The sequence below is a fragment of the uncultured Microscilla sp. genome (assembly GCF_947493425.1).
GTDB lineage: Bacteria > Bacteroidota > Bacteroidia > Cytophagales > Microscillaceae > Microscilla.
Window position 1 is genome coordinate 37,150 of sequence record NZ_CANLRP010000031.1, and the last position, 26,278, is coordinate 63,427.

Sequence of the window (26,278 nt, forward strand, 5' to 3'; positions counted from 1 at the left end):
TGCATCCTTTAACGTTTTTAACATTGAGTTAATAGTCTTAAAGTATGTTTTAAAAAAATATTAATTTTCCAATACACTTTTTTTTCGTTGTTGTTTATTATGTAGATGAAACTTACAAGCATTTGGTTGCACTGAATCTAAAAAAAAACATTTTTTTTTATTTTACCCCTCAAACTCAATCAGTTAGCTTATTATTTTTTTTCTTGCCTATAGTTTAAGTTTCTCTCTCAGTATTTTTATTTGTGTACTTATTGTTGTAAACGGTTTTTTATGAGTAAAATGGAGTGAAAAAACTGTGTTTTCGCCCAAAAACCCGATTATCAATGCAAACAACTCTTTTTAACCCCTTGAATCCATTTACCATTATACACTTGATACTTGGCAAAAGGTTACTGGTATTGGTCATTTTATGCAGCCATTTTAGTTGTAAGGGGCAACCCGAAAACAAATCGTACAAATACCTAAAGCATTACTACACCAAAAGAGCCACTAAATATTTAATTAAAGACAAACAGGTGAAGCAAGCATTTAGCATAAGCGATAGTGGCATTGTGTTGTACACAACCCCTGAGAAAGGGCATACAAAAGAAGTAGAGTACTATTTGCCTTGGCAACACTTAAGGGCTTTTCAAGAAAGAGCTGCTGCTCGCCCATCAGAAGCATTCAAGTATTACAAGCAAAGGAGGCTTCCTCAATTGACCGCTAGCTTAATGAGGCCAGCCAAGTTTATAATCAATGGAAACCCTGCCCACCCACTCAAAGGGCTTAGGGTGGCGCTTGACCCTGGACACATTGCAGGTAACTTGTCTATGGCCAAAAAGGAAAGGAAGTTTATAGATATGACTCTTGCCAGTGGTAAACGCATCAGTTTTTTTGAGTCGGAGCTTGCTTGGTATACCTGCCGTGTACTCGCCGACATGCTGGAGCAAAAAGGGGCACAGGTAATGCTTACCCGCAAACGCTTTGATTTAATGGCGCTGGACTCTACCTATCAACAAGTTTTTGAAAACTATAGGCAACAGCAAGCCAAAAAAGGAATTAAAGTAAAAAGAAGTCAAAAATGGCTCATGTTTTTCAAAAAATTCCGCAAGGCTGATTTTAACGCCCGCATTGAAAAAATTAACAACTTCAAGCCTCACCTCACTATGATTGTTCATTATAATGTAGATGGCGCCAATGCACCCTGGAACAAGCCTACTGCTCATAATAATTGCATGGCGTTTGTGGCGGGTAGTTTTATGAAAAACGAGCTAAGTGCTACCGAACACCGTTTCAATTTTTTGCGACTGTTGCTCACTAAAGATATTGAGTCATCGATAGGCTTTTCTAAAGCAATATTGCAACAGGTAGTTACCCAACTCAATGTACCTATTTTGCCCAAGCAAAATAACCAACCTTTTATCAACAGGGCTTGTATAGCCACTAAGGCTACTGGTGTGTATGCCCGCAACCTGTCAATGGCACGCAAAACATACGGCACCTTGTGTTTTATTGAGCCTCTGTATCAGGATAATAAACAAGAGGTGCGTGCACTAGGTAACAACGATTATGAGTTGAAAGGCAAGAAAATACCTACACGGGTAGTAGAGGTAGCAAAGGCTTACTATAAAGGCATTGTGGCTTATTTAAAAAAGTAGACGTTCTTTCTTTGGGGAACGTTCATGAATAAAGCATACAGCCTGAAAAGTTTTTCTCTGATGCTTTTTCAAGTATTGAGTTGGGAGTAAGATTGATTGAAACAGTAAAGTAGTTCACACTAAATGCGAAAGTTTAAACAAGCTTTCAGGTGATTTTACACCTAATTTTTTGATTCAAAACTTATTAATAAATACTGTATGCTATGGTCAAATGGATACTATGCATTGCCTTGCTTATTTGCGGTGTAGACATTGCTCAGGCACAAACTTCATGGCAAGAAGCCAAAATAACCCAAAAGGCTGAAATAAAGATTTATCATATCAATATCACGCCTTTTATCTACAAGGAAGATAATCAGGTGAAAGGGCTTGAAGCGGACATTATACGTGGTTTTGTCAAGTTTGTAAAGAAAAAATACAACATTGAGGTTATCCCTGTTTTTCAGGAACAGGAGAGTTTTGGTAAAGTATACCAACTCATGAAGGGGGGCTACCCTGGCGAATTTGCTGCATCTACCTTTTCGGTGACCGAAGAACGAAAAGAAGAAGTCGTTTTTAGCCCGGTATACATGCCCGATATAGAGGTGCTCATATCCAGTGCAAACCTGCCTATACTTCAGGATAGTAACGAAGTAGCCACTAGTTTTAAGGGGGTTACTGCCGCCATTGTACCCCGTAGTACTGGTACTGCAAACCTTCAGCGTATAGCCACCTACCTGCCCAGCCTTCGTTATAAAAAAGTGAAACACTTTGACGATCTAACAACCGCTGTAGCTACCCATACTAACCATATTGCTTACATACAACTTGCCGAATATTTAATGACATTAAAAAAAGGGCTGAAAATCAAGCGGCAAAACCTGTTTCAGGTTAACAAGGCAGGACGAGCTATTGTGCTTCCTAAAAAAAGTGGCTGGAAAGAACCTATTGATGCTTTTTTTAATTCAGCGGAATTCAAGCCCTGGATCAATGAACTCATCAAGAAGTACTTTGGACATGATGTAAAAGAACTGATCTGGAAACTGTCAAGCTCTCACAATCAAAATCAGCAAAATCTATTGCTTTTTACCAAAGAAAAAGAAATCAGCGAATTGGAAATAGCTAAAAAGCAGTTGGAAATAGAACGCCAAACTTTGCTCCGTAATGTTTCGATAGCCACTGTGCTTGCCATTTTGCTCATTGCTTTCTTTATTTTCAACCGTTATCAACTCCAGCAAAAAACCAATCGACTTTTACAGAAAAAAAATGAGGAGATTCTACACCAAAAACAAGAACTCATTGGCAAGAATGAAGAACTACAGTTACAACAAGAGGAAATTTTAAGCCAGCAAAATTTTATTGAAAGTAAGAATACAGAACTAGAGCGCAAAAACAAAGAGGTATCAGATAGTATACAAGCTGCTCAAGTGATTCAAAAAGCTATTTTGCCTTTTCGGGAAAGAATGGCAAAACACCTCAAAAACTTTTTTGTGCTATATCGCCCCAAAGATATTGTATCTGGAGACTTTTATTGGTTACACCAACGTGACAATAAGGTTTTTTTGGCAGTAGTAGATTGTACTGGACACGGGGTGCCAGGGGCTTTTATGTCGATGATTGGCTACATGATTTTGGACAAACTCGTAATTGTAGATCGTTTGAATGATCCCGCCGAAATACTGAATCGTTGCCATGCTTCGGTAATGAACGTGCTGGAAGGCAATGATAACTCAGGGGACTATGGAATGGATGTGGCTTTTCTGATGATGAAACGTATCAATGAACAGCAAACCAAGGCTACTTTTTCTGGTGCCAAACGCCCGTTGCTATATGTACCTGCTGGTACTAAGAGTATTCAGGAGATAAGCGGCAACAGGCGCTCGATTGGAGGGGTGCATAAATACAAATTTCATTTTAGCAACCACGAAGTCACTTTAGAAAATGGTAGTTTGATTTACCTCAGTACAGATGGGTTTTCTGACCAAAACAATACTGAGCGAAAAAAATATGGTAAACAACGGTTCAAAGAAATGCTCAAAAGCATCGCTAACCAACCCTTAACCAAGCAAAAAGAAGGTCTGGAACAGGCACTTGACGACCACATGTTTGGCACTGTACAACGTGACGATATTTTGTTAATTGGTTTTCGGGTATAACTCCCCGTTGTTTAGTCCTTGCCAAAGAACAAAAAGGAAGGTTATGAATAAAAAAAGGTTGTTACCCATTCAATGATAACAACCCTATGTATGCATTATATATGTTTTTTATTAACGTCTTTCTAAGCCTAACTCTTCGTCGGGAGCTCCTGAAAAAGGAGGGTAACGATCATTCATAAAACCAAAATACAAGTTAATTCGCATCACATACCTTAGTGTATCTACAGCGTACTTGTGACCACCTTCTGGGTACTCAGCCGAGATAAGTATGGTAAAAAATGCCAATAAAGAATAGAAGTACAAGACGATTATCCTGAAAATTAATACAAAATAATGGGGAATGAACATGAAAAACCCTAGAAAAAACTTCATTATAGCATCTCCTTGGCTTTGTTTGCCTGGATATTCTATCACCAACTCTACTGCTTCATCTTGGGCATTCATCCCGTGGGGTGGATTTCCATCTACTAGGTTTAGTAATCGCGCCTGCACTCTCAGTTGCCAGTTCATGAGCTTTACCTGATGCTCAAACATATGCTCTGGGTATACTCCAGTAAAGAGTACTGAAAATACACCGATTAAGCTATAAAAAGCGCCTATGATAGCTGGGATCAATGATAAAAAGAAGTAGGGAATACCAATGTACAACCAACCAAAAAAGGCTCTCAACAATAACTCTCCTCTGGAGTACTCTTGTTGGTGCTGAATGTATAATTTCATAATTGTTTTTAATTAATTGTTGTTAAGTTTTAGATATTTGATAAAATACAGAATAAATCAACTAATCACAAGCAAATTCTATTCAATAAACAAATAAAATTTCATAAAAAACTTCTCAACAACAAAACTTGTAGTACGCCCCCCTGTCAAACACACTAATCTTCCATTAGGCTAAACTTTACTCCTGCATTTTTCTCAAGGCGTTGCAGCAGGGCTTCGCCCATTGCGGTATGTGGGGTAAGTACGCCATAACTGGCAGGAAGCTCGTCTTTGGCTAAACATACTGCGCTTTCAGCCAGCATTTTAGAAGTAGATCCATAGCCAGGGTCACGGTCGCCGTGTACCAATACTTTGAGCACTTTTCCATCGGTAGATTCTCCCCGTAACACCATTTTATAATAGCCGTTTTCCCGTTGTTTTTCTGAAGGTCCTTTGCCCGGATCGGGTAAAAAAGGATTGATGAGTTTTTTTAGAAACGACGTTGGATCAAAAAGGGCGTTGGATACTACCGAAGTGAGTTGAGCCTTTGCCCAGCCAGTAATGCCTTCGCCCGTAAAAGTGGCTTCATCGTACCGAAAATCTTCTCCATAAGGAAAACCATTCAGGGCGTGGCTACGGCGTACTACTCTGGTGTTGATAGCTGCCATTACAAAAGGGGCAATCCAGGCTTTGAAATCATCATCATAAGTTGTTTCAGTAAGTTCGAGTTGATCGTTGCCTTGTTGTTGCCCTACTGGGTTGAGGCTATAAGGATTGTCAAGCACGGCTTGCACTTGCGGGTCTTTTTTTGCCTCTTCCATTACATTGTCAAGGCTTGCTACTGTTCCTCCACTCACACCACCACTTACCTCAGTGAGGCGTAGTTTTACCTCTTTGGCGTAAGCCTGCCATTGCTTCTGGGCTTGCTTTTGCAAAAAGTATACACCCATATCTGATGGAATCGAGTCTACCCCACAGCAATGTACAATCTTGGTTTGGTTTGCCTGTGCCTGGTCGTGGTGTTGGTCTATGGTGCGTCGCATCCATTGTATTTCTCCAGTCAAGTCGCAATAATGTACCCCATACGTTACACAAAGTTCTACCAGTAAGTCACCATATTTGGCATAAGGTCCCACAGTAGTGCATACTACTTTAGTTTGTTGCACCATAGCTTCCAGCGAGGCGCGGTCGTGGCTGTCGGCAATAATCATTGGAATGTTTTCATTGCCCAGTTCAGCGCGTATTTTTTTTAGCTTGGTTTCGTTTCGTCCGGCAATTGCCCAGGTAAGTGTTTGCCCAGTACCATATTGGCGTAGTAAGTATTGGGCTACCAACTGCCCAGTAAAACCAGTAGCGCCCCAAAGGACGATGTCATAAGCTTTATGCATATTGTTATTGTTTGAGGTTGTAAGGCAGTCATCGAGCCATACATTACAAGAATATGTTTAACAAAACAACTATTTAACTTTGTGCATGTTTCGCCTGTAACCCACTATTAATCACTCACCCGTAAACATCCGCTTTATTTATCATTGGTTGTCAGTATATTACATTATATTTAAATGCTTTTTTTATTAAAAAAAAGCTATAGGCACTAGCCCCAAATCCAACAACCAATTAATTGCTTTGATGCTTATAAATAACTGATGGTCAGCAAGTCATTTTGGCTCAAATTGTTGTGGAGTATTGTGTCTGACAAACCAGTAACTACCAAATGCTCTCATTGTGCAATCAAAATAAAGCATTGGCATACACAAACTGTTGTGCTGAAAAAGCCCCCACCTACTTTAACTTGTGGAGATAATATTTTTGCCTTCGGTTTTTTGCATAGTTTTTTTTCCTGATAATGCGTTTGCCGCTTTTTTCATGGTGGGCATACAAGCGTTTTCTACCTACATGATATAACAAGTGATAGCTCACTCCGCTGATTTGTTTCAATGTATAATTATGCACCCTTGATGTACTCAAATCTACCGGAGCGTCTTTTTTAGGCTCAACTTTGAGGTATACTTTGCCATCTTTCTGAACATAAGTACCCTGTAGGTGTTGGTGTTGCATGTCGCCAGCTACGTGGTGATCAAATGAGCCATTGGCGTGCAGTTTTACAGTAGTCATAAAAAAACCTCCCAAAGGAAAGTTTGAACGATACGTACCCACTATGTTTTGCGCTGATGCTTGCAAGGTTGATGCGGTGAATATGATGGTAAACACAAAATAGTTGATTATTTGCTGATGTTTCATTGAAATATGTTTTATACAAAAAAGTAAACCTAAGTTTGGTTCATTGCTTGAAAAGTAAAATAGTACTATATACAATAGTCCATAGCATTTAGTCCGTAGTCCATAGCGGATTCGAGTAAATGTTTACCCTATGAATCATTGTAAACCAATGGCGTATATTAAATTTGCTTACTTGCTTTATTTTTCAAAGGGTTTCAGCTTTACGTCTAAACACGTAATTAAATAGTTTTTAAACTTATAACCATTTGATAACCGACCAACGGGAGCTCACCGAAGGTAATCAGTAATCAACTTTGACTAAAATCACTGAGGAGTATTGATATACAAACTCAGACACAAATACTATATTACATTCGATTAGTGACAATGGCTTTACCCCTAAGTAAGTATGTCCCAAGACAAAATTAAATACACCTAATATGCAAGCATAACTATCATATTATGAGAGAGTTATCTTTACTTGTAGCTTATAGCTAACTGCACCGATATTCATCGGTATCTAAGGACTTGCTGCTACTTACTAAGTCACTTGTGTTGTACACAAAACTTTATGCTTGACCAAGCTTATCAATTTTATCTGAACTATTTCTACATTTTATATAACTATTGCAATCAACAAAATGTATCATGGATGATACATAAAATTTACCTTATCCTTTTATATTATTGATAACTCCCTGTCTATCTGGCTAATAAACTTGTTTTCTTGCTTTTTTATCGCTATTTTTATCTTTCTAAATTGTTATAGTAGATAAGTACTTATTAAACAATTTTCACCACCTCTTATAGGTGTTTTCGCCAAATTAGCACTCTTTATAGTAGTACTTACAAACAATAACATAACACTTTTACTTAAGAATTAGTTGCTACCCTTTAACAGTCCTAAACATACCCCATCATATGAAAAGAACGCTACTCAATTTACATTATCAAGGTAATACTTCTAACACTATAAAAAATGAACGAGCAAATCAAAAATCAAGTAAATGCTGTCAGAAAAGGACAGGCTTCGCGTAGAGCCAGCTCGGTAAAGGTAGAGGAACGTACCCCTACCCCACTGGAATATGCTAAGTTAAGAGACTCAGCAAGATGGGATAAAATGGACTTGAAGACCATCGAACAAGGGTTAAAAAATTCTATTTTCTCGGTATGTGCTACTTTTGAAAATGAAGTAATAGGTTGTGGCAGGGTAATAGGTGACGGCGCTTTGTACTTTTATATTCAAGATATTATTGTAGCACCTGCTTTTCAGAAAAAAGGCATTGGCGAATTTATTATGAACGAAATCATGAAATTCTTAGCCACTGTTGCCGACCAAAATGCTTTTGTTGGGCTTATGTCAGCAGAAGGGACCACAGGTTTTTATGAAAGATATGGATTCGAAGAACGTCCAGGCAATGAACCTGGGATGTTGAAGATATGGCGAAAAAAAACAGTATGATCACCCACAGAACGAATGATAAGTTGACCAACGCAAGGGCATAAAATCCCTTGCGTTGTTTGTGTTTGTTGTAATGTTTGTCATGCTACTCTTAGGAATGGTGTAAAAATAAAGTTCTATAGTTTAAGGAAATATTTTTTGGTCAGGCGAGGTCAAAAAACGCGGCATAGCCATAGCTATGGCAAGTTTTTTTAACGAAGCATGTCCAAAAAAGATGAGGTTAAGAATGTAAATTTATTTTGGCACCGTTCCTTAATGAGAGTGACCTTTATTTCACTCCTTCTCACCTCTCACCATCAACCACAGACCAAAACCTAGCTCACCTATCACTACTGCTGCCAACAGTACACCCGATACAATCGCAAGTATAGCGTTATTGCCCAGGCAAATTTTATTGAACGACTCAAGCAGGTACCCCAAACTACCCACCCACATTATATACCCTAACCAAGTTGGGTGTTTAGGCGATTTGATCACCAACCAACTCAAAAATAATAAGTGTAATCCAAAAAAGAAGCCCCAGATTAGAATACCCATTGCGTGTAGCCTAAAGGCTATTTGGGTATAACGGGCAAGTTCGACTGAAGTAAAAAGCTGGCTCAAGGCAGACGATGACACTACTAATAACGGGGCGAGGTATACCAGTAGGTTTACCCCCATTATAGCCACCATTAATATGCGGGCATAAGCAGCTGCAATAGCGGTGATTTTGCCTACCTGACAAAATATTTGATACAGCAATGCAGTCAATACCACTTCAAACAGCCCTATCAATATATCGGCGAATACGCCCCACTTAAATAGCATCAGGTGATTTTTTAAGTTTTGAAGGGTAATTGCTGCCTGTTCTGATACAATGACACTGGGTACATAGGCAATGCTAAATATACCCAGAGCGGCAATCATGATATATAGCCAGCCGGCGATTTTTCCTTGTTGTTTTGATGAGATATTTGCGAACATAAGGCGATAATTTTTAAATGCTTATATTTTGATTTGTACAAATCTATCGCATTGCCCTCCAACAAATGTTCGGGTTTTTGGCATAGAAGTTCCGATTTATAAATCCGAACTTCTTTGTGGCAAAATATGCCTACTCAAGCGCCTTTATCCACTGTTTGGGGGTAAGCCCGGTTTCTTTTTTAAAGTAAGTATTAAAGACCGTTTTTGAATTAAAGCCGCTTTCAAATGCTAGTCCGATAATGCTTAAGTGGGCATTTGACGGATTTTGTGCGAGCTGCTTAAATTGCTGAACCCGGTAAGAGTTGATCAATTGGTTGAAGTTTTCGCCCATTTTTTCGTTGATCAACCACGACAATTGATTGGCATGCATGCCCAAGGCTTTGGCAAGCAGTTTTAGTGATAGGTTGCTGTCAAGGTAAGGCTTTTCGTTGATAAGATACGCTCGAAGTTTTTGGGCATACTCTTCTACTTCGGCTTCGGCAATGAGCGGCTTTTTGGGTGGCTTATGAGCATTTTTGCCTGTTTTTACTGCATACATTTTCTTTCTGAACACCTCATACCTGGGATCAGTTTTTAGGTCATCTACCATTACATCTGAGTAATGCATGAGTAAAAAGGGGGATTTTTTTTCAAGTTCAGCACTTACCCAGGCAAATGCTTTGTCGGTTTGGTGGAGCACTGTATAGACAAACAAAAGAAAAGAGTTTTCACGAAATCCCACAGGTAGTTTAGCACGTTCTTCCAGGGTTTTCAACACCCGGTAAGCATTAGTTGTATCTTGCCGAAAGGCATAGCGCAATGCTTCTACTCCTAGTTTGTCGCCTTCTACCACTATGCCTGGGGGCAACCCATCAAAATAACCTTTTACCTCGTCTGCTCTGCCCAATTTTAGCAAACAATAACATTTGAGGGTATGAGCAGGTACATTGAATTGGTTGGCTTGCAGCGATTGGTTGAGTATATCAAGGGATTGGGCAAAATGACGTTGTTGGTATAAAAAAAAGGCGTGAAAAAAACGGGTTTCCTGCGAAAGTGGATCAAGCATAAGTAGCTGGTCAAGGTGTGCTTTTGCTTCAATATTGTTGCCCGCAATCAAATACAAAAAAGTCAAATGCTGGTTTGCTTCCGCATAATGAGGGTTCAATTTGTGTGCTTGTACAGCTGCCTGCACAGCCATGCTATAATTGCCTTGAGTAAAAAAAAGTAAGTTTGAACGTTGATAGTGGGCTTCGGGGAGTTGGTGATTGATGACAAGTGCCTGATTGATACAAGTTTCGGCACGTTGCCAGGCGGTGGTATGCTCCATTGCTCCGGTAGTAGCCAAAAAACCTAAAGCATCGGCAAGCCCCAATAATGATTCGGCGTGGTGGGTATCTAACTTTAAGGCTTGCTCAAAACAAGTCACGCTTTTTTGGGCATCTTCGGGGTTCCACTTGCGAAAATAAAATCGCCCCTTAAGGTACCATTCATACGCTTGGTAGCTTTGGGTTTGCGGATTAATCAATTGTGCCTGAATATCAAAATGACCTAAAAACTCCCTTGCTTTGTCAGCCACCAGTAGGCTAATCTCATCTTGAATATCAAAAATATGGTCTACCTTTCTGTCCCAGGTTTCCGACCATAAATGAATGTCTTCTGCTGCATCAATCAATTGTGCTGTGATACGCATTTTATCACCTGCCAACCGCACACTCCCTTCCAGTAGTAAGGCCACATTGAGCTGCTGTCCTATGTTGGTTACAGGAAGCTGTTTATTTTTAAAATAAAATGAAGAGGTGCGAGAGGTTACCCTAAGCCCTGGTATACGGGTAAGTGCATTGATGATTTCTTCGGTAATACCATCACTAAAAAACTCGTTTTCGTTGCTGGTGCTCAGATTGGCAAAGGGCAACACCGCAATAGATTTTGGTTTGGGCATATTGTTGTATTGAAAGTAGATCGATTACACGTACTTTGTTTAAATGCATTGCAAGGTACTAAATAAGGGCTCATCACATAATATATGTGCTTCATCCAAACAATTGGTTTCATTGAAGCAAGTTCATATTTTTACTTTATGAAATAATGCGGTAATTTTTTCCAGAGTTACCGCCAATTTATTAAGTTTCCTTACTTTTTGCTACCATTATCGCCCTCAGTTGGTGGTTTTAATAACTGACCAGCCTATTATAATAATGGGCAAAGTATAGTGGGTAGCAATCCACCATTCAATTTTTAATCAAGTAAACCTCTTATGTTCAACAGGATACCCACTCTGGAAGATATTCAGGATTGCGCTCAACGCATCCAATCTATTATTCATCATACCCCCGTGCTTACTTGTAGCAACCTGGATGAGGTGTCAGGGGCACAGCTTTTTTTTAAATGTGAAAATTTTCAAAAAATTGGGGCTTTTAAAATGCGTGGAGCAAGTAGCGCAGGCACTTTGCTTAATGATGAAGCCCGTCAGAAAGGGCTTGCGACACACTCGTCGGGCAACCACGGACAGGCTGTAGCGCTTACAGCAAAAATGCTGGGAGTGCCTGCGTATATTGTAATGCCCGAAAATGCTCCCTCGGTGAAAAAAAACGCAGTCAAAGGCTATGGAGCCCAAGTAATAGAGTGTGAGTCTACCGCAGCAGGCAGGCAAAATACTTTAGATAAGGTGGTAGCCAAAACCGGGGCTCATTTTATATCGCCCTATAACGATTACGGGGTCATTGCAGGGCAGGCTACTGCGGTAGTAGAGCTATTAGAAGAGGTGCAAGGTTTAGAAATTGTAATCACCCCACTAGGTGGTGGTGGTTTGATGGCAGGGGCTGCGTTGGCTTGTCATTATTTACAACCTTCGATAGAAGTAATAGGCGGTGAACCCAAAAATGCCGATGATGGATACCGTTCGTTTCGCTCAGGTAAAATAGAGCCTTTGGCCACCGAGGTAACCATTGCTGACGGCTTGCGTTCGCCTTTGGGAGACAAAACTTTTGGAATTATCAAAGAGCATGTAAACGATGTGGTCACGGTAACCGAAGAAGAAATTATACATGCTATGCGGTTGATTTGGGAACGAATGAAGCTTGTCATAGAACCTTCGTGTGCAGTGCCTTTTGCAGTAGTACTGCAGCAACCTGAACGTTTTAAGGATAAAAAAATCGGTATTATACTTACCGGAGGAAATGTAGACTTGACCAAGTTGCCTTTTTAGCGTTATGGTCATTGATTAACTGACCTTTCGCAGGTCAAAAATTTGTTTCATGTGAAAAAATACCACTCAGCAAAATACGCTTATAAAAGCAGTGACTCGAGTATCTGTGAGCCATTACTTCCCCGAATCAAGTTCGGGATCATGGATTTTCTACAGGTAAAAAAGTAATCAAAAAACCTCCGAATCAAGTTCGGAGTTCAAGCACCGCAGCTGTAGTTTGTTTCGCCTAAATCTGTTGCACTACGCCGAAACAGCTCAAACTCGCCTCCGGCTCAAACAGTGATCTGTTTTTACGGCTTCGTTTCACAGATTTTTAACGGCAACAAACTAAGGCTGAGTCCAGCTGACGCACTCATAAACCAACATTGTAATTCTTTTCAATTAAACAAAAAAAATCACTGCGAAAGGTCAGTGATTAATAAAAAGTCATCGCTTTCCGCAAAATCACCTGGATGTCATCTACGGGTAAGTCTTGGTTGGGTTGTATTCTCAGTATTTTGATGCGACTCCGCCCACCTTGTTCTAACAGCGGATGGGTAAACTCACTGCCTTTGGCGATGCCAATGTAGGGTTCTTTGGTTTGTTTGTCTATCCAGAAGTAACAAAACATTTTATTTTTGTAATAAAAAAATGGCATCCGATATTTCCAGGCATCGGCCATATTTTCGTCCAGTGACAAAATCAATTCGCGCAAAGCGAGCAAACAACTTTTGTTGGGTTCGGGTTGGTTGAGGTAAAAATTTTCTAAATCGTTGAGCATGTGACAGTCATTTGATAAAAAAGACATATCACTCTGCCAATGATGAGGCAAAGCGATATGATACAATAATTGATTTTAATCTACTGCAATCAATATATCTACTTCGGCACTGTCAGGGTTTTGCGCCTTTTCGCCGTATATCTCAAAATCGGCAGTATACGCCCGAGGCAAGTCCATTCCCCATATTTTGTTCCACTCTTGCCCTACTACCCCTTGGTTAAGGTTGCCCTGCGCAACAAAACGCTGGTATTGCCCGCCGGCAAACACTTTTCCAGTCATTCCTTCAGGAATATGATCAAGCGTGTTCACCTTGCAGCCCAACAGCGTGGTATAAGGCTGGGTATAATCACCTTCATACTCGGTATAAATAGAATATACCTCGTTGTTTACCTTATTGGGTATTTTATTCAATAGTTGCTCAGTAATAAATCGTTGCCAAAGCGTACCTATATCTTGCAGTCCTTGTCCATTTTTATTAGAAGTTCTTACAGTAATACCTATTACTTTGAACGGTTCTATTTTCATTTTTTCCATTGGTTTTCCAAGTGTTTTGTTATCAGATATGGCAAAGGTATGGGCGGGAGATGACAAGGGTATGTCAGGGGTGGTCAAATATTTTTGCCGGCATTGTTCAAAGTATTCGGGTAAAGTCATCTGGTGGGGTTCAAAGCATTCAGCAAGCACTTTTAACTTTTGAATATGGTCAAGCCTAAAAGATCGAAAGGCATTGCGTAAGCGGCAAAAAGCAATCAACAACCAGTTGCCTTGGGTACTGTATACAGCAAATGGTTCTATTACTCGCTGACTGGTGTCATTTTGTATCGAGCAATAGTGTAGCTCTACCAAAGTAAACTGGGTAATGGCAGTTTGCAAAACCACCAAATACTGGCTTCTTTGATCCAGGTAATTATTGTCTCGAATGTGAATTCGTTGGGCAAGCAACTCTGTTTTTTCCTTTTGTGACTGCTGTAATACCGATTTTATTTTGGTAATCGCGCTTTGATAATGTGATGTCAAAGAATGGTCTTGCCTGGCAATCAATTGTTCTACTGTAATCAGGGCGTTGGCTTCTGCCTGAGTAAACATGATTGGTGGCAGATTATACCCTTGTACCAACGAGTAGCCTTTCCCTTCTTCTGTCACAATGGGCACTCCCGATTGTTCCAGTGTTCTAATGTCACGGTATACCGTTCGAATACTTACCTGGTGTTTTTCGGCTATTTCGCGGGCAGTCAATATTTGTTGGGATTGTAGTTGAGTCAAGATAGCCGTTAAGCGAGCCAGGCGGGGTTTAGATTCATTGTTCATGGGCATCACATTGTTTACAAACCAAATTTACATAAAATCCCGTGGAAGCGTTCTATTATTTTCGTTCATTAACTTTTGCTCCGCGAATCTCTGAAAAGCTCGTATTATTCATAACTTTACGGTCAATTTATCAGAAAAAGAACAGTTTACTACAATCGCTTCATGGGATTTATTGATTTTTTAGGTTTCTTTTTGGCAGTACTCGTAGGGTTTACAATGGGATTGTTTGGAGGGGGAGGTTCTATCTTAACGGTTCCTATACTTGTGTATTTATTCAAAATAACTCCTTCGCTTGCTACCGCTTACTCATTATTTGTGGTAGGTATTGCGGCACTCAACGGGGTCATATCGTATGCCCGACAAAAGCTGGTAAGTATAAAAGCAGCTGTTGCCTTTGGGGTGCCTTCTTTGTTTACTGTATTTTTGGCAAGGGGTTTTATACTCCCTGCTCTGCCTCAAATCTTGCTCCACACCTCTTATTTTACACTTACCAAGGAGATGGGACTGATGATGTTTTTCTCTATTGTGATGTTGCTTGCCTCGGTATCTATGATTAAAGGCAGAAAAGCTCCCGCTACTGCTGATACTGAAAAACCCTGGAACTACCCCCGTATTATACTACAAAGTAGTTTTGTAGGGCTCATTATTGGCATTGTAGGGGCAGGAGGAGGCTTTTTGTTTGTGCCAGCCCTTATGTTTTTTACCGGACTCAATGTCAAAGAAGCTATAGGCACCTCTTTGTTCATTATTACCTTTAATTCGCTCATAGGTTTTACGGGCGATTTGATGGAACAAAGTATTGAGTGGGGGTTCTTATCATTGTTTTCCGGATTGGCGATTGGGGGTATTTATCTGGGCATTTACATTAGTCAATTTGTTTCGCCAGCCAAGCTCAAGGTAAGCTTTGGTTGGTTTGTATTGTTAATGGGGATGTTTATTTTGTTGAAAGAGAGTTTTTTTTAACGCAACCTTAGGAACGGTGTCAAAATAAATACGTATTCTTAACCTCCTCTTTTTTGGACATGCTTCGTTAAACAAACTTGCCATAGCTATGGCTATGCCGCGTTTTTTGGCCTCGCCTGACCAAAAAATATTTCCTTAAACTATAGAACTTTATTTTTGCATCGATCCTTAGGCTTAGAGCTTGTTTAAAAATCATTAATTAGGTTCCCGAATCAAGTTCGGCTCGCAGCTCCGAGCTTGTTCTCGGAGGACTGTGAGCTTTTACGTGCCTTTCCTGATTATATATTGTCAAATTTAGCCGTTGGCAGAGCCCCGAAACAAGTTCGGGATTTATAAACTCGGCACAGCAAAGCTGTAGCCATCGGTTATCAGCAATAGCGCTGCCCCGAATCAAGTTCGGGATTCCAGAACTATTACTTCAAAATTTGACGCATCTAATCTGAAAACTCATCATAAAATCTCCTATAAACGACCGCTTTAAACAAGCTCTTATGTTGCCTGTAGCTAATAGCTTGAGATGTTACACCCAGTCAACTAAAAAAGCCCTTGCATCTGATGACACAAGGGCTCGATTGACAATAAATTTATACAATTTAATCTCTTTTACGCATTCGAATATTTGCTCTGCTTTCTTCCCCCTGCAATAGCCTTACAATGTTTTTTTGATGGGTAAGTGCTACGATGGTAAACATCAAAAACCCAAATACAATAACGATGGGGTCTTCGGGGCGAAAACGTGGACTTAATAGCAACAATGGAAATGACAACGTGGCTAATAAAGAACCTAACGAAACATAGCGGAAAGCAAATAATACTATTAAAAATACACCTACACATAACAAGGTAGCTGTATGGTGCACAGCCAGCATCATGCCTAACAACGTTGCCACACCTTTACCGCCTTTAAAATTAGCGAATACAGGAAAGATGTGTCCCACAATGGCAAGACTACCAAAAATGAGTTTGTAAAAAATCATTTTATATATCCAGAACTCATCATAAGGGGCAATCATCCCTGAGAAATCAAGTACCCAGGCAAGCGATGTAGCTGTAAATCCTTTGAGTATATCTATACTCATGACAAACATACCAGCTTTTTTACCCAATACTCTAAAGGTATTGGTAGCTCCCGCATTACCACTTCCATGTTCTCTGATGTCCATTCCATACCTGTATTTTGAGAACCAAACAGCAGTAGGAATAGAGCCAAGTAAATAAGCTAATATAGATGTACAAATGATTAATAATATGCCCATATTTTAACGTTAATTCAGTATTAATTTAGAGTTAATAAATAACTACTCAAGCACACAAAATTAATATAACCATTGAGATTATTCAAAGATTTATAGTGTTTAACGTATTTTTAGTCTCAAATAGTTGATCAAATATATAGTTAATTTAACACTATTTTATGGCATACATCAGCTGTGAATGCTTAAGTTGCCTGTTTATATATATAGCAAAAAAAAATGGTAATTCATTGTATTTCTATTGAAAACCCCCTCTCAATAGGTGTTGAAAATTATTTTTTTTCTCTTAAATGAAAAAAATCAGTGCCCAAAATGAGCACTGACTTTAGAGAGCAAACAAGAAATAACCTACCCATTTTGTAGCTACTCTTTTGCCCCGATACTTTGTTACTTTTAGCCTTTGGCAGAGCCCCGAAATAAGTTCGGTTCACAACCCCGAACTTGATTCGGGGGATTTATAAACTCGGCACAGCAAAACTGTAGCCTCGGTTTGCAGCTGTAGGGCTGCTATGACTTTAAAAAGTGCCGCGTCTCAGAATAAAATAGTTAACAAAGAACAGGTATACTATTTTTTAATTGCTCCCTCACTAAAAAAACAATTGTTTTATTTCACTAAAAACCGTCGTTCTTTTTTTTCTTCTTTTTCTTGTTGTCGCTTTTCTTTTTGTCGTCTCCCTTTTTCTTGTCGTCGATTTTCTTTTTGTCATCCCCCTTCTTCTTGTCGTCACTTTTCTTTTTATCGTCTCCCTTCTTCTTGTCGTCACTTTTCTTTTTATCGTCTCCCTTTTTCTTGTCGTCGCTTTTCTTTTTATCGTCTCCCTTTTTCTTGTCGTCGCTTTTCTTTTTATCGTCTCCCTTTTTCTTGTCGTCGTCTTTCTTCTCTTCTTTCTTCACCTCTTCACTTTGGTTGATAGACTGCCCATACACTTCTTGAAACTTCTGAAGAAATCCTTCTTTTTGGTCAATTTCAGCCAGCTCCATTCCAAACTTACCTTTACCACCGGGTTTGGCACGAGCTTCTATTTCGGCGTTGAAAGCCTCGTCTGACGACAACAACATCAACTGATCTTGGTCAAGGTCAATAAAGTACCAAACACTAGGACTCACCTGCAAATATATAGAGAAAGCATCACCGTTAGGGTTCTTTCTTATTTCAAAAAATCCATCGACCTCGGTGTTAAACTCTTTATCCAAGATGCTCATGAGTCCTATTTTGCCATGACTATGGAACGTGTGATATTCCTTAGACCACTTAAGGGGTACTTCAGATAAAACAATCGGCTTTTGTAAGGTTTTAGATATTTGAGAAAACGGTAATGGTTCCGAAACCTTGGCAGCTTTTGACAAATAATGCTTAATATCTTTATCACCTACCAGCTCTGCTACCCTATAAAATAAAGTATCACTTTGATTCAGCCCCCTGCGATTTATTTCTTTGACAGTTTCTACATTTTTTGCCATTGCTGCCATTGCTTTGGGCGGAATAGGCAAGTCTACTGTGGTAAACATATCAAGGCGGAAAGTGCTATCTCGCATATCTATATGGGCCGCTCCCGAACTGTTAAGATATTTACTATTATGCTTGTCCATAATACCAAATTTCCCTTCCATATAAACGGTTGACTTGGAGTCATCAAAAATCAGGGTATTACCCGCAAAACTCTTCCGTTCTGTTTTTTCTTTGGGTTCAATCTTAAATTCGTTAATTGCCGGATTATACGACAAATTACCAAACGCCAAAAACACCTCAATGTCATCTTTGTGTAAGGATGGTGACAAAAATGTAGTATATAAATCATCGCCATCATGTGTAAAGTGCAACCCTGAGGTAAGGTATACCCCTTTGCCCACTTTAATTCTTTTCTTAATATCCAAGACCACCGAATCTCCCTTATCACTCTTATAAGGCAGCCAGTTATCTAAGTCCCGCCTACTCTTCAGGTCTAGTTTAATAAACCCATCCAACTCCAGCGGTTTTCGGTCGGCATACATTTTCACGTTTCCTTTATAAAGTATCCGGGTAGTGAGGTAAAACTTATCATCTTCTGTTACCTTTCCTTGCGAAATAGTATGCTTAGGCACAATTTGTCCTTTCTTTCGCCTTTGCTCTGCCAATTTTTTTTCGGCGGGGTTTACCCCTTTAATTTCATCTGCATCAGTCAATTTAAACTCATCAAACTTAATGTTAAATGTATCCTTAATTACATTGATAAACTGATAAGTTGCCTGTCCTGCAAACTCCATCCTTGATCTAATATTGATTTCTCCGTCAAACAATCGGTGATAACCATTCAAGGTATCAATCACCAAACGAGCCTCTTTGAGCGTCTGCATTTCAGCATTTTTCAATACAGTAGCTTTTCCTTCGTTGGGGTATATTTTTGCATCGGCAGACACAATATAAGGAATGCCATCTAACTGCATACTTAGGTTTTTAATGTCATAAAAAGCATTGGTAGCATTAAAAGTTAAATCGCGCTCATCGTTGATTTCACCCCCACCAAATATAGTAGAGGTAAAAGTAGAGGTCGAGTCACCTTTCATAGCAATCGTCTCGTCTTTCAACGACCATAAAGCTTCTTTAATAGAGGTTTTGTACTGGGCGTAAGGGAACACAAACGGGTAGTAGTCTTCTATGTCAGCGTATTCAGGATAGGGCTTAATCACCGCTTCTCCCTTCATCAAATCAAAGTCTACATCCACAAAGTTACCCTGTAGCAAGGCAGGACTGTCGGTATAAAAACTCGCGTTATACTCAAAGGGATCTCGCTGCTCCGAGTTAATCTCTATATTGTTCTTATACCCTTTAAAACTGTTGATATTAAACTTAAAAGGTTCTTCAAATGATATAATCCTGAAGTCTCGCCTAATGGCTTCTCCTGCGGCATACAGGCCACTGCTTTTTACAATGATGTCTCCTCGCAAGGCAATGGCATCGTTGTTATCGTATACCTTAAAGAGTTTTTCCCTGTATTTTTGTTTAAAATCTTTTTTACTTAAAATCTCTCCAGCTTTTTCAAGTTCACGACTGTTGTTAAACACCATACTATCGGCAGTAACTACCCAGTTGAGCTGGGCGGTTTTCCCTTGAGCATTGGCAAACTCGGCACCGTTCATTTTTCCTTTACCCACTGTAAAATTAGAGTTTTCGGACGTGGTGGAGTCGGGCATAAAAAAGAATTCGGGCGAACTGACCGTAGTCGTAAGGTATTTAATCACTCCCCCTCCGTACAAACCTTCGGCAGTCATGGTCAGGTCGCTGTTAAACTTGATATGTACATTTTTCACCTTGTCGTGTTCGGGGTACAACGGGTAGCCTCCGGGGGGTGGTTTGTGCCTAAACCCAAGTTTTTTATCTGGTAGCGGAATCATCTGCTCTTTAATATCAGGAAACATTTTGGATTTAAACACCCCTTTAAAAGAAGGGACTTTGCTAGTCAAACTATCCATCTCCAGTGGTTTGTCTATTTCAAACACTGTGGTACTATCATAGGCAAAGTTTTTACGATAATCGGTTCTAAAATATACAACACCACCCTCAGGAATACTTAATTGCGGAAATTGCTCATAGGTTTTTCCTTCGTTCATTCCTTCAAATATTTTCCCTTTCTTTCTTCCTGACTTGTTTTTAGCGTCATTGATTTGCATCGTTCCTGCTCCAAAACGAATTTCAGAACCATATTCACTCTCTTCTTTACTGATGGTGTCTTTCAATACAAACAATACACTATCTATGCGCGGCATTTCCAGGGTAAAGGTTTCGTATAAAAAGAAAAATTCCTTGCCAATAAACCTAAAGTTACCTACCGTAATTTCGCCGTGTTCCATTTGTACAGCGCGGTTGGCATATACTTTTACCTGTTTGTTATAAGGTTTAATGTTTACATTGAGGGAGTCACTTACAGGAAATGTTTCAATACCCCTGATAAGCATTTCACGGTTGGTTCGGTGCAAGCTCGCGTTGGGAATACGCTCTGCATTGCGTGATACTTTTACTGTATAAGAGGTGTCTTTCTTGTTGATACGTATTTCGCGACTATTGCTAGTATCTTTAGTGTCCATCAAAGACACAATAAACATGTTGTCGTGGTCATACTGTACATAGTTGGTCGAGTCTCTGGCATTGTTATGCCCTTTTTTTATTCGGTCTACCGATTTCAAAAATGCATCGGTAGTAGTATTGTGTTGAATACGATACCCCAGTACTATTTTTCCGGTGACGTCATTATAGTTAATGTACCCCTTTTCGTGCAGAAAATTAGCCACTGCCTTCATTGTACCTTCGCTGCGCCCCGAATACTCAGTAATATCTTTGATATAAAAATACTTAATTTCGTTGCCATCTTCATCGGTGGCTACTTGAGCATTTCGCTTGGCGTAAGCCGTAAAAAGTTTTAGTGGATGAAAAGGGAAAGTTCCAATCATACGGGTGTAACGCTCTTGGTTGTGAAAGTCGAACGACTCAAATGATGCAGGACGAATGCCTTGCCCACCCAACATATAAAAATCCATCGTGTCTTTTTCTACATCAAACTGCATAATGTCAGCATGGATAAAAAAGCGATGGTGATTGTTAAGGAAAGGTACGTGTCGATGACTACGGTCACGTATAAAGTCGATTTGATGCTTTTCTTTAGAATAGCGTACACCCAACTTGGGGTGATACAAAGAGTCTAGCCCCAAATACATAGATAATACTGCCTGGCGTGCTCTCAGCGTAGACAGTGAGTCAGCTCCCAGGTTTTTCCGGTAAATGCTTTTGTCTTTGACTGCACCATCGTGAAAAATTTGAAATTTTTTGGCAAGTGCCAAAAAACTCACTTCTTCTTCGTCACTGTCAGGAATTTTCTTTTTGCCCCAAAAACGAGCCAAATCTCCGTTACGTGCCGCCGAACTATATACCCGGTTGCCTATCAAAGTAAAAGCCCCCTTTACGGCAAGGTCTCCTCCTATGTTGGGCATCGTAATGTCGTTTTTGGTAGAAATAAATCGGGGGAAGTTGGCTACATAATTATTGCGGCGACGCTGACTTTGAAACTCAAAATCTCCTTTGAGGGGCGTTTTGAATAATGATAAGTAGTAAAAAGAAACATCACGACTTTTGAGTATAGGGCGGGCTACGTTCATGTTATAATACCCTAGCTTACAGTATACTTTCGTAGGATCAAGATTGAGGCTTTCCCAGTCAAAAGTGCCCCCGTTACCCAAAAACCTGCTTTTAGTAATCATAAACGCCCCATCGGTTTTTCTAACTGCCAGTGAGTCAAAAGGGGTTTTAAAGACTAGATTGATGTTGGTAAGCTCAATGATTGCTCCTTTGATGTATGCAGGGTCGGTATCGGCGCTTGATACATCCATGTATTTTTTTGTAATGGCCTCGCTTTGGGTATCGTTGGCAACAAACGAGATAGAAAACTTACCATCCATGCCAAGCAACGAGTTGAACCTGGTGCCATATAACGTGTATACGCCTTGTTTTTGGTAAATAAAAAAAGTATGCAGGTTTTTGAAATATACCGATATTTCGCGGGTTCCAAGCTTTGATACCACTTTTTCGGTAACCTCCAGTATGTCATCAAGCGATGAAGCAATATGGTGGGTGGTAATGCCATTAGCCAGCATTCCATAAAATTTGGTGTATTCACGGTTCATCATAAACCGCTTTCTTGCCATTTTTTTAGAAATCGCAATAATTTTTTGTTTTTGCGAGGCAGTAAGTTTGGCACCTGCCATAGCAGCTGTACCATTCCAGATAGAACTAAATGCCTCACCTACTCTTTTAGAATATTCGGCTTTGGCTTTTTTGAGCTCTTTTGCCACAAAGCCTATAAACTTTTCTTCTTCTTTCGGGAATTTATACCGTTGGGCTTTAGATATAAACGAAATACCCAACAAAAACACGACAAGCAGTGATGTTTGTAATAATTTCATTCGTATAAAAGTTTCAGTGGTGGAATGGAACTTATCTCTACAGTATTACCCGTTTTCTGGTTGTAAGTCAGGCAATGAATAATAACTGAACAGGGTTTCATTGTGTGATTGGCGCTTGTTTAGAGCTTATCATCCAAGCTTTCGCCTTTAGGGACAGGCTCTAAACAAGTGCTTACAAATCAACTGATATGTTTCTTAAAAATAATAGAAGACCAACTATCTTTGGTTTTATAGTTAATAGCTTCCAAGTTGTATTTACGAGCTGTATTCTCCATCAGTTTTACATCTGCCTCATAAAAGCCACTTACTACCAAAAAACCTTTGTCAGTCAGGTGTTGGTGATAGTAGGGCATATCATGTACCAATACATTTCGGTTGATATTTGCCAGTATGATGTCATACTTTTCTTTTAAGTTGGCAGTGTCTACTGTGCCTTTTTGCAATTTAATTTTTTGACAATGGTTTAACCCTACATTCTCGATGCTGTTTTCGACCGACCAATCGTCAATATCTACTGCATCTATAGTAGTCGCCCCAAGTTTTTCTGCCATAATAGCCAATATACCCGTGCCACACCCCATGTCTAATACTTGCTTCTGCTGAAAGTCCATAGTCAGCTGATGCTCTATCATAAGGGTAGTAGTGGCATGGTGCCCCGTACCAAACGACATTTTGGGGTTGATAATGATCTCGTAAGGGAATTTTTTATCTATTTGATGAAAGGTGGTGCGTATGATGCACTGATCGTTCACCATGACCGGATCGTAGTTTTTTTCCCAGGTTTCGTTCCAGTTTTGCTTTTCTAACGTTGTAGAATTATAGTTCATTTTAAACAACTCCTGGTATTTCTGCCCTAGCTCTTCCAAAGCAGTAGTATCAAATAAATTGACTGGGACATAAGCATCCACTCCTTTGTCTGTTTCTACAAAACCCTCATAATGAAGATCGACAAGCTCGGCAACCAAAATATCTACATATTCTGGCAACACGTTTATTTTTAACTCTATATATTCCAATGTAAACGTTTTTTAAAGTGGCAATAAGCCTTGCTTATTATTTAATATAGACAAAATTAGCCAGAATCTTCATTTAAAAAGACATTTAACCGATGTTTTGGTTGCAAGCCTCAGCAAATACCCCGCTCTTTTATCTCAAAATGAATATTATCGTTGCTTTTGCCCAGCTTAACCGTTAAAACGCCACGTTTATCTAAAAATTGACACTCTGCCTGCTCAAAGTAGTATATACATACATAACAATTGATTAAAAGGAAAGTGGTTTTTTAATATTCTTCAATTGTGCCAAACACTAAATTCAGCTTTTAGTAATAAAAATGGATATAGGCAAGCATATAATTTTGACAGTTGATTTTTGTAAGAAATGATGGATTTTTTATCAAAAAATATAGGGAATGTTTAGTGTTTTAAGACTTTGGCAGGTGGCACAATTGTACTGACAAAACGGGGTGAAATTCACCCCGTTTTTTTTATGCCTTTTGGTGAAAACCAAGCTACATAAGTAGTTGCAAGCGATTAGTTTCAAGCGACAAGCAACCGCAAGTTGCTAGTACACCAGCTCCTAAATTTGTAAAGTCTATTTTGTGTTTTTTGCCCCCTGATTTCACTTCAAAAATATCACGTAGCTTTGGCTATGCTCAATTTTTAAAATTCATCAGAAAACAAAACACACTTAAATACTCTATTTACCTATTTAAGAGCAAGTGTACTAGTAATCAAAACTCTGCGTAAACTCATTATGCAAAACACGTATACCACTAATAACCAACCATTTACAACTCTTTTATTGAAAAAAAACTCCATTCATACCCCCTTTGATTGTATCCATACAAGAATTAAACAACTATATTCTTGTGATGAACACATTCAAAAAACACAGTCAAACTTTATTATTTTGTGGGTTATTGTTGGGCATTGCTGCTTGCCAGTCGTCTAAGACCAAAGTTAGGAGACAATACGGCATATTACATATTCTTGAATTTGATATTTATAATGCAAATAGGTCAAGTGATCAGGCATTAGAGGCACTGAAAAGAGATGTAAAGAAAAATGGTGGTTCGCGTGAAGGAATAGAGAGAATAAAAAGGGCTGAATTGCTCAAAAAGAAAACGACACAAATTGTAGACTATATAAACAAAACCAAACAACACTTGGTGAACAACGCAGGGCAAGGGCTTGATCCTAAGACTCATTATCCCAAAGATCCTCTCAATACTGGCTCTACCCAACGCTTGATGCGCCAAAAAGCAGATACCCTTGCCAGCAAGCTTGACACCCACGTTGTATGGTTGTCTAAGGAGTTTATAGACCTTGATTTGCCCAAGTTTGAGCCTTTGACAAAAGTATATCAAAAACTAAGTTTTTATCAAGCCTTTTTTGCTCATGCCCACCTTGGCGAAGTTCTGAGCACACTCACTACTTTTCAGGCAACAGTATTGTGTTATCAATCGGAGGTATTGAAAAAACTGGGGGCTGGTGATTTATCAAGCGATTTGAAATTTGACAGAAGAGCAGCCTTCAGAAATGCTTTCCCGGAGGGCGAACGGTATGCTACCATTTATGAAAATCAATTTTACCAAGCCGGACAAAACCCATTGTCGACCTTTTCGATAGATGTAGACAATGCGTCTTATAGTAATGTACGCCGTTTTGTGAATGATGGACAACCACTCCCAAAAAATGTAGTAAGGGTAGAAGAAATGATCAATTATTTTGACTATGACTATCCTCAGCCTACACCTACTAAGGGTAAAGATAACAAACTACAGACGCATCCTTTTTCGGTAAACACTGAGTATGGCACTTGTCCGTGGAATCCCCGCCACAAACTATTGCACATTGGCTTGCAGGGCGAAAGTTTACAAATTAAAAATACCCCTCCTGCCAACCTGGTATTTTTGGTAGATGCCTCAGGGTCTATGGACAGTGAAGATAAACTGCCTTTGCTTAAGCGTTCGTTCAAAGTGTTGCTTAAGCAATTGACCGACAGTCGTACTAAAATAGCTATAGTGGCGTATGCAGGGGCTTCGGGCTTGGTATTGCCTGCTACTTCAATATCACACAGAGAGAAGATTCTGACAGCATTAGAAAACATAGAAAGCGGAGGGTCTACAGCAGGAGGCGAAGGTATAGAGCTTGCCTACAAAATCGCCCAACAAGCGTTTATAAAGGGTGGCAACAATCGGGTAATATTAGCCACCGATGGGGATTTTAATGTGGGGCTAAGCAGCGATGAGGAATTGGTGCAGCTCATTAGTAAAAAGCGTCAATCGGGCGTTTACCTTACTTGTTTGGGCTTTGGTACAGGCAACCTCAACGACTCGATGATGGAAAAGCTGACCAATGCAGGTAATGGCAATTATTACTACATAGATGGCATAGCCGAAGCCAATAAAGTACTTGCCAAGAATCTCAACAGCACTTTGTATACCATTGCCAAGGATGTAAAGATTCAATTAGAGTTTAATCCGGCACACGTCAAGTCTTACCGCTTAGTGGGCTACGAAAACCGAGTATTGAAGAATAGCGATTTTAAAAACGACAAAGTAGATGCGGGCGAGCTGGGCGTAGGGCATACCGTAACGGCTTTGTATGAGATAGTGCCTGCCCACCGTACCCAGCCTACGCTTGATGACGAAATACCGCTTAAATACCAAACAAGCCAAATAGATACTTACGTTTCGCCCAAATGGGAATCAGAAAATGAAACTTGTTCAAGTCCTAAATAGGCACTTGGGCTTATTTTT

At 39.6% G+C, this 26,278-nt stretch carries 16 protein-coding genes; 6 read left to right on the forward strand and 10 right to left on the reverse strand.

The genetic code is table 11. The annotated features are described in order from the left end of the window. Positions 1 to 323: 323 nt before the first annotated feature. Together Q0954_RS10820 and Q0954_RS10825 are read left to right on the forward strand one after the other, a co-directional pair. Positions 324 to 1,637 (forward strand): N-acetylmuramoyl-L-alanine amidase, encoded by a 1,314-nt coding sequence (locus tag Q0954_RS10820; protein WP_299456716.1) that lies wholly within the window; start codon positions 324 to 326, stop codon positions 1,635 to 1,637. Between the two features lie 203 nt (positions 1,638 to 1,840). Further along, a complete protein-coding gene (locus Q0954_RS10825) occupies positions 1,841 to 3,772 on the forward strand; it encodes a SpoIIE family protein phosphatase (RefSeq protein WP_299456718.1) in 1,932 nt (643 codons plus the stop codon). Positions 3,773 to 3,883: 111 nt separating this feature from the next. Here the strand turns inward: Q0954_RS10825 and Q0954_RS10830 are convergent, their stop codons facing one another. The 3 genes from Q0954_RS10830 to Q0954_RS10840 all read right to left on the reverse strand — a co-directional run bounded on the left by Q0954_RS10830 (position 3,884) and on the right by Q0954_RS10840 (position 6,712). Beyond that, positions 3,884 to 4,492, reverse strand: coding sequence for a DUF4389 domain-containing protein (locus tag Q0954_RS10830; RefSeq protein ID WP_299456720.1), 609 nt, complete (start codon positions 4,490 to 4,492; stop codon positions 3,884 to 3,886). 155 nt (positions 4,493 to 4,647) lie between these two features. Further along, positions 4,648 to 5,859 carry a trans-acting enoyl reductase family protein gene (locus tag Q0954_RS10835; protein ID WP_299456722.1) on the reverse strand — a complete coding sequence of 404 codons (1,212 nt, stop codon included), beginning with the start codon at positions 5,857 to 5,859 and terminating at the stop codon, positions 4,648 to 4,650. A 394-nt stretch (positions 5,860 to 6,253) separates the two neighbouring features. Continuing rightward, positions 6,254 to 6,712, reverse strand: coding sequence for a hypothetical protein (locus Q0954_RS10840; RefSeq protein WP_299456724.1), 459 nt, complete (start codon positions 6,710 to 6,712; stop codon positions 6,254 to 6,256). Positions 6,713 to 7,670: 958 nt separating this feature from the next. Here Q0954_RS10840 and Q0954_RS10845 point away from each other — a divergent pair. Beyond that, positions 7,671 to 8,153, forward strand: a complete 483-nt coding sequence (locus Q0954_RS10845) for a GNAT family N-acetyltransferase (protein ID WP_299456726.1) — start codon at positions 7,671 to 7,673, stop codon at positions 8,151 to 8,153. Positions 8,154 to 8,426: 273 nt separating this feature from the next. Here the strand turns inward: Q0954_RS10845 and Q0954_RS10850 are convergent, their stop codons facing one another. Beyond that, entirely contained in the window at positions 8,427 to 9,116 is a 690-nt protein-coding gene (locus Q0954_RS10850) for a DUF4386 domain-containing protein (RefSeq protein ID WP_299456728.1), read from the reverse strand. A 130-nt stretch (positions 9,117 to 9,246) separates the two neighbouring features. Further along, positions 9,247 to 11,034 carry a helix-turn-helix domain-containing protein gene (locus Q0954_RS10855; protein WP_299456730.1) on the reverse strand — a complete coding sequence of 596 codons (1,788 nt, stop codon included), beginning with the start codon at positions 11,032 to 11,034 and terminating at the stop codon, positions 9,247 to 9,249. A 315-nt stretch (positions 11,035 to 11,349) separates the two neighbouring features. Here Q0954_RS10855 and Q0954_RS10860 point away from each other — a divergent pair, with 315 nt between their 5' ends. Beyond that, positions 11,350 to 12,300 carry a pyridoxal-phosphate dependent enzyme gene (locus tag Q0954_RS10860; protein ID WP_299456732.1) on the forward strand — a complete coding sequence of 317 codons (951 nt, stop codon included), beginning with the start codon at positions 11,350 to 11,352 and terminating at the stop codon, positions 12,298 to 12,300. Positions 12,301 to 12,715: 415 nt separating this feature from the next. Here Q0954_RS10860 and Q0954_RS10865 read toward each other — a convergent pair whose 3' ends face one another. Together Q0954_RS10865 and Q0954_RS35060 are read right to left on the reverse strand one after the other, a co-directional pair. After that, positions 12,716 to 13,060, reverse strand: coding sequence for a DUF1801 domain-containing protein (locus tag Q0954_RS10865; protein ID WP_299456734.1), 345 nt, complete (start codon positions 13,058 to 13,060; stop codon positions 12,716 to 12,718). 75 nt (positions 13,061 to 13,135) lie between these two features. Next, positions 13,136 to 14,368, reverse strand: coding sequence for an effector binding domain-containing protein (locus Q0954_RS35060; RefSeq protein ID WP_366916735.1), 1,233 nt, complete (start codon positions 14,366 to 14,368; stop codon positions 13,136 to 13,138). Positions 14,369 to 14,530: 162 nt separating this feature from the next. Between Q0954_RS35060 and Q0954_RS10880 the strand changes: the two genes are divergently transcribed. After that, entirely contained in the window at positions 14,531 to 15,331 is an 801-nt protein-coding gene (locus tag Q0954_RS10880) for a sulfite exporter TauE/SafE family protein (protein WP_299456736.1), read from the forward strand. Positions 15,332 to 15,924: 593 nt separating this feature from the next. Here the strand turns inward: Q0954_RS10880 and plsY are convergent. The 3 genes from plsY to prmA all read right to left on the reverse strand — a co-directional run bounded on the left by plsY (position 15,925) and on the right by prmA (position 23,531). Continuing rightward, entirely contained in the window at positions 15,925 to 16,587 is a 663-nt protein-coding gene (plsY, locus tag Q0954_RS10885; protein WP_299456738.1) for a glycerol-3-phosphate 1-O-acyltransferase PlsY, read from the reverse strand. A gap of 609 nt (positions 16,588 to 17,196) precedes the next feature. Then, complete coding sequence (locus tag Q0954_RS10890) at positions 17,197 to 22,515, reverse strand: hypothetical protein (RefSeq protein WP_299456740.1); 5,319 nt, start codon at positions 22,513 to 22,515, stop codon at positions 17,197 to 17,199. 179 nt (positions 22,516 to 22,694) lie between these two features. Then, positions 22,695 to 23,531, reverse strand: coding sequence for a 50S ribosomal protein L11 methyltransferase (gene prmA, locus Q0954_RS10895; RefSeq protein ID WP_299456742.1), 837 nt, complete (start codon positions 23,529 to 23,531; stop codon positions 22,695 to 22,697). A gap of 857 nt (positions 23,532 to 24,388) precedes the next feature. Here prmA and Q0954_RS10900 point away from each other — a divergent pair. Further along, positions 24,389 to 26,260, forward strand: coding sequence for a VWA domain-containing protein (locus Q0954_RS10900; RefSeq protein WP_299456745.1), 1,872 nt, complete (start codon positions 24,389 to 24,391; stop codon positions 26,258 to 26,260). The last annotated feature ends 18 nt before the right edge of the window (positions 26,261 to 26,278 follow it).

What these genes read in the sequence shown, in the direction of transcription:
- Q0954_RS10820 (WP_299456716.1), top strand. Translation starts at nt 324, where the DNA reads ATGCAAACAACTCTTTTTAACCCCTTGAATCCATTTACCATTATACAC.
- Q0954_RS10825 (WP_299456718.1), top strand. Translation starts at nt 1,841, where the DNA reads ATGGTCAAATGGATACTATGCATTGCCTTGCTTATTTGCGGTGTAGAC.
- Q0954_RS10830 (WP_299456720.1), bottom strand. Translation starts at nt 4,492, where the DNA reads ATGAAATTATACATTCAGCACCAACAAGAGTACTCCAGAGGAGAGTTA.
- Q0954_RS10835 (WP_299456722.1), bottom strand. Translation starts at nt 5,859, where the DNA reads ATGCATAAAGCTTATGACATCGTCCTTTGGGGCGCTACTGGTTTTACT.
- Q0954_RS10840 (WP_299456724.1), bottom strand. Translation starts at nt 6,712, where the DNA reads ATGAAACATCAGCAAATAATCAACTATTTTGTGTTTACCATCATATTC.
- Q0954_RS10845 (WP_299456726.1), top strand. Translation starts at nt 7,671, where the DNA reads ATGAACGAGCAAATCAAAAATCAAGTAAATGCTGTCAGAAAAGGACAG.
- Q0954_RS10850 (WP_299456728.1), bottom strand. Translation starts at nt 9,116, where the DNA reads ATGTTCGCAAATATCTCATCAAAACAACAAGGAAAAATCGCCGGCTGG.
- Q0954_RS10855 (WP_299456730.1), bottom strand. Translation starts at nt 11,034, where the DNA reads ATGCCCAAACCAAAATCTATTGCGGTGTTGCCCTTTGCCAATCTGAGC.
- Q0954_RS10860 (WP_299456732.1), top strand. Translation starts at nt 11,350, where the DNA reads ATGTTCAACAGGATACCCACTCTGGAAGATATTCAGGATTGCGCTCAA.
- Q0954_RS10865 (WP_299456734.1), bottom strand. Translation starts at nt 13,060, where the DNA reads ATGCTCAACGATTTAGAAAATTTTTACCTCAACCAACCCGAACCCAAC.
- Q0954_RS35060 (WP_366916735.1), bottom strand. Translation starts at nt 14,368, where the DNA reads ATGAACAATGAATCTAAACCCCGCCTGGCTCGCTTAACGGCTATCTTG.
- Q0954_RS10880 (WP_299456736.1), top strand. Translation starts at nt 14,531, where the DNA reads ATGGGATTTATTGATTTTTTAGGTTTCTTTTTGGCAGTACTCGTAGGG.
- plsY (WP_299456738.1), bottom strand. Translation starts at nt 16,587, where the DNA reads ATGGGCATATTATTAATCATTTGTACATCTATATTAGCTTATTTACTT.
- Q0954_RS10890 (WP_299456740.1), bottom strand. Translation starts at nt 22,515, where the DNA reads ATGAAATTATTACAAACATCACTGCTTGTCGTGTTTTTGTTGGGTATT.
- Q0954_RS10900 (WP_299456745.1), top strand. Translation starts at nt 24,389, where the DNA reads ATGAACACATTCAAAAAACACAGTCAAACTTTATTATTTTGTGGGTTA.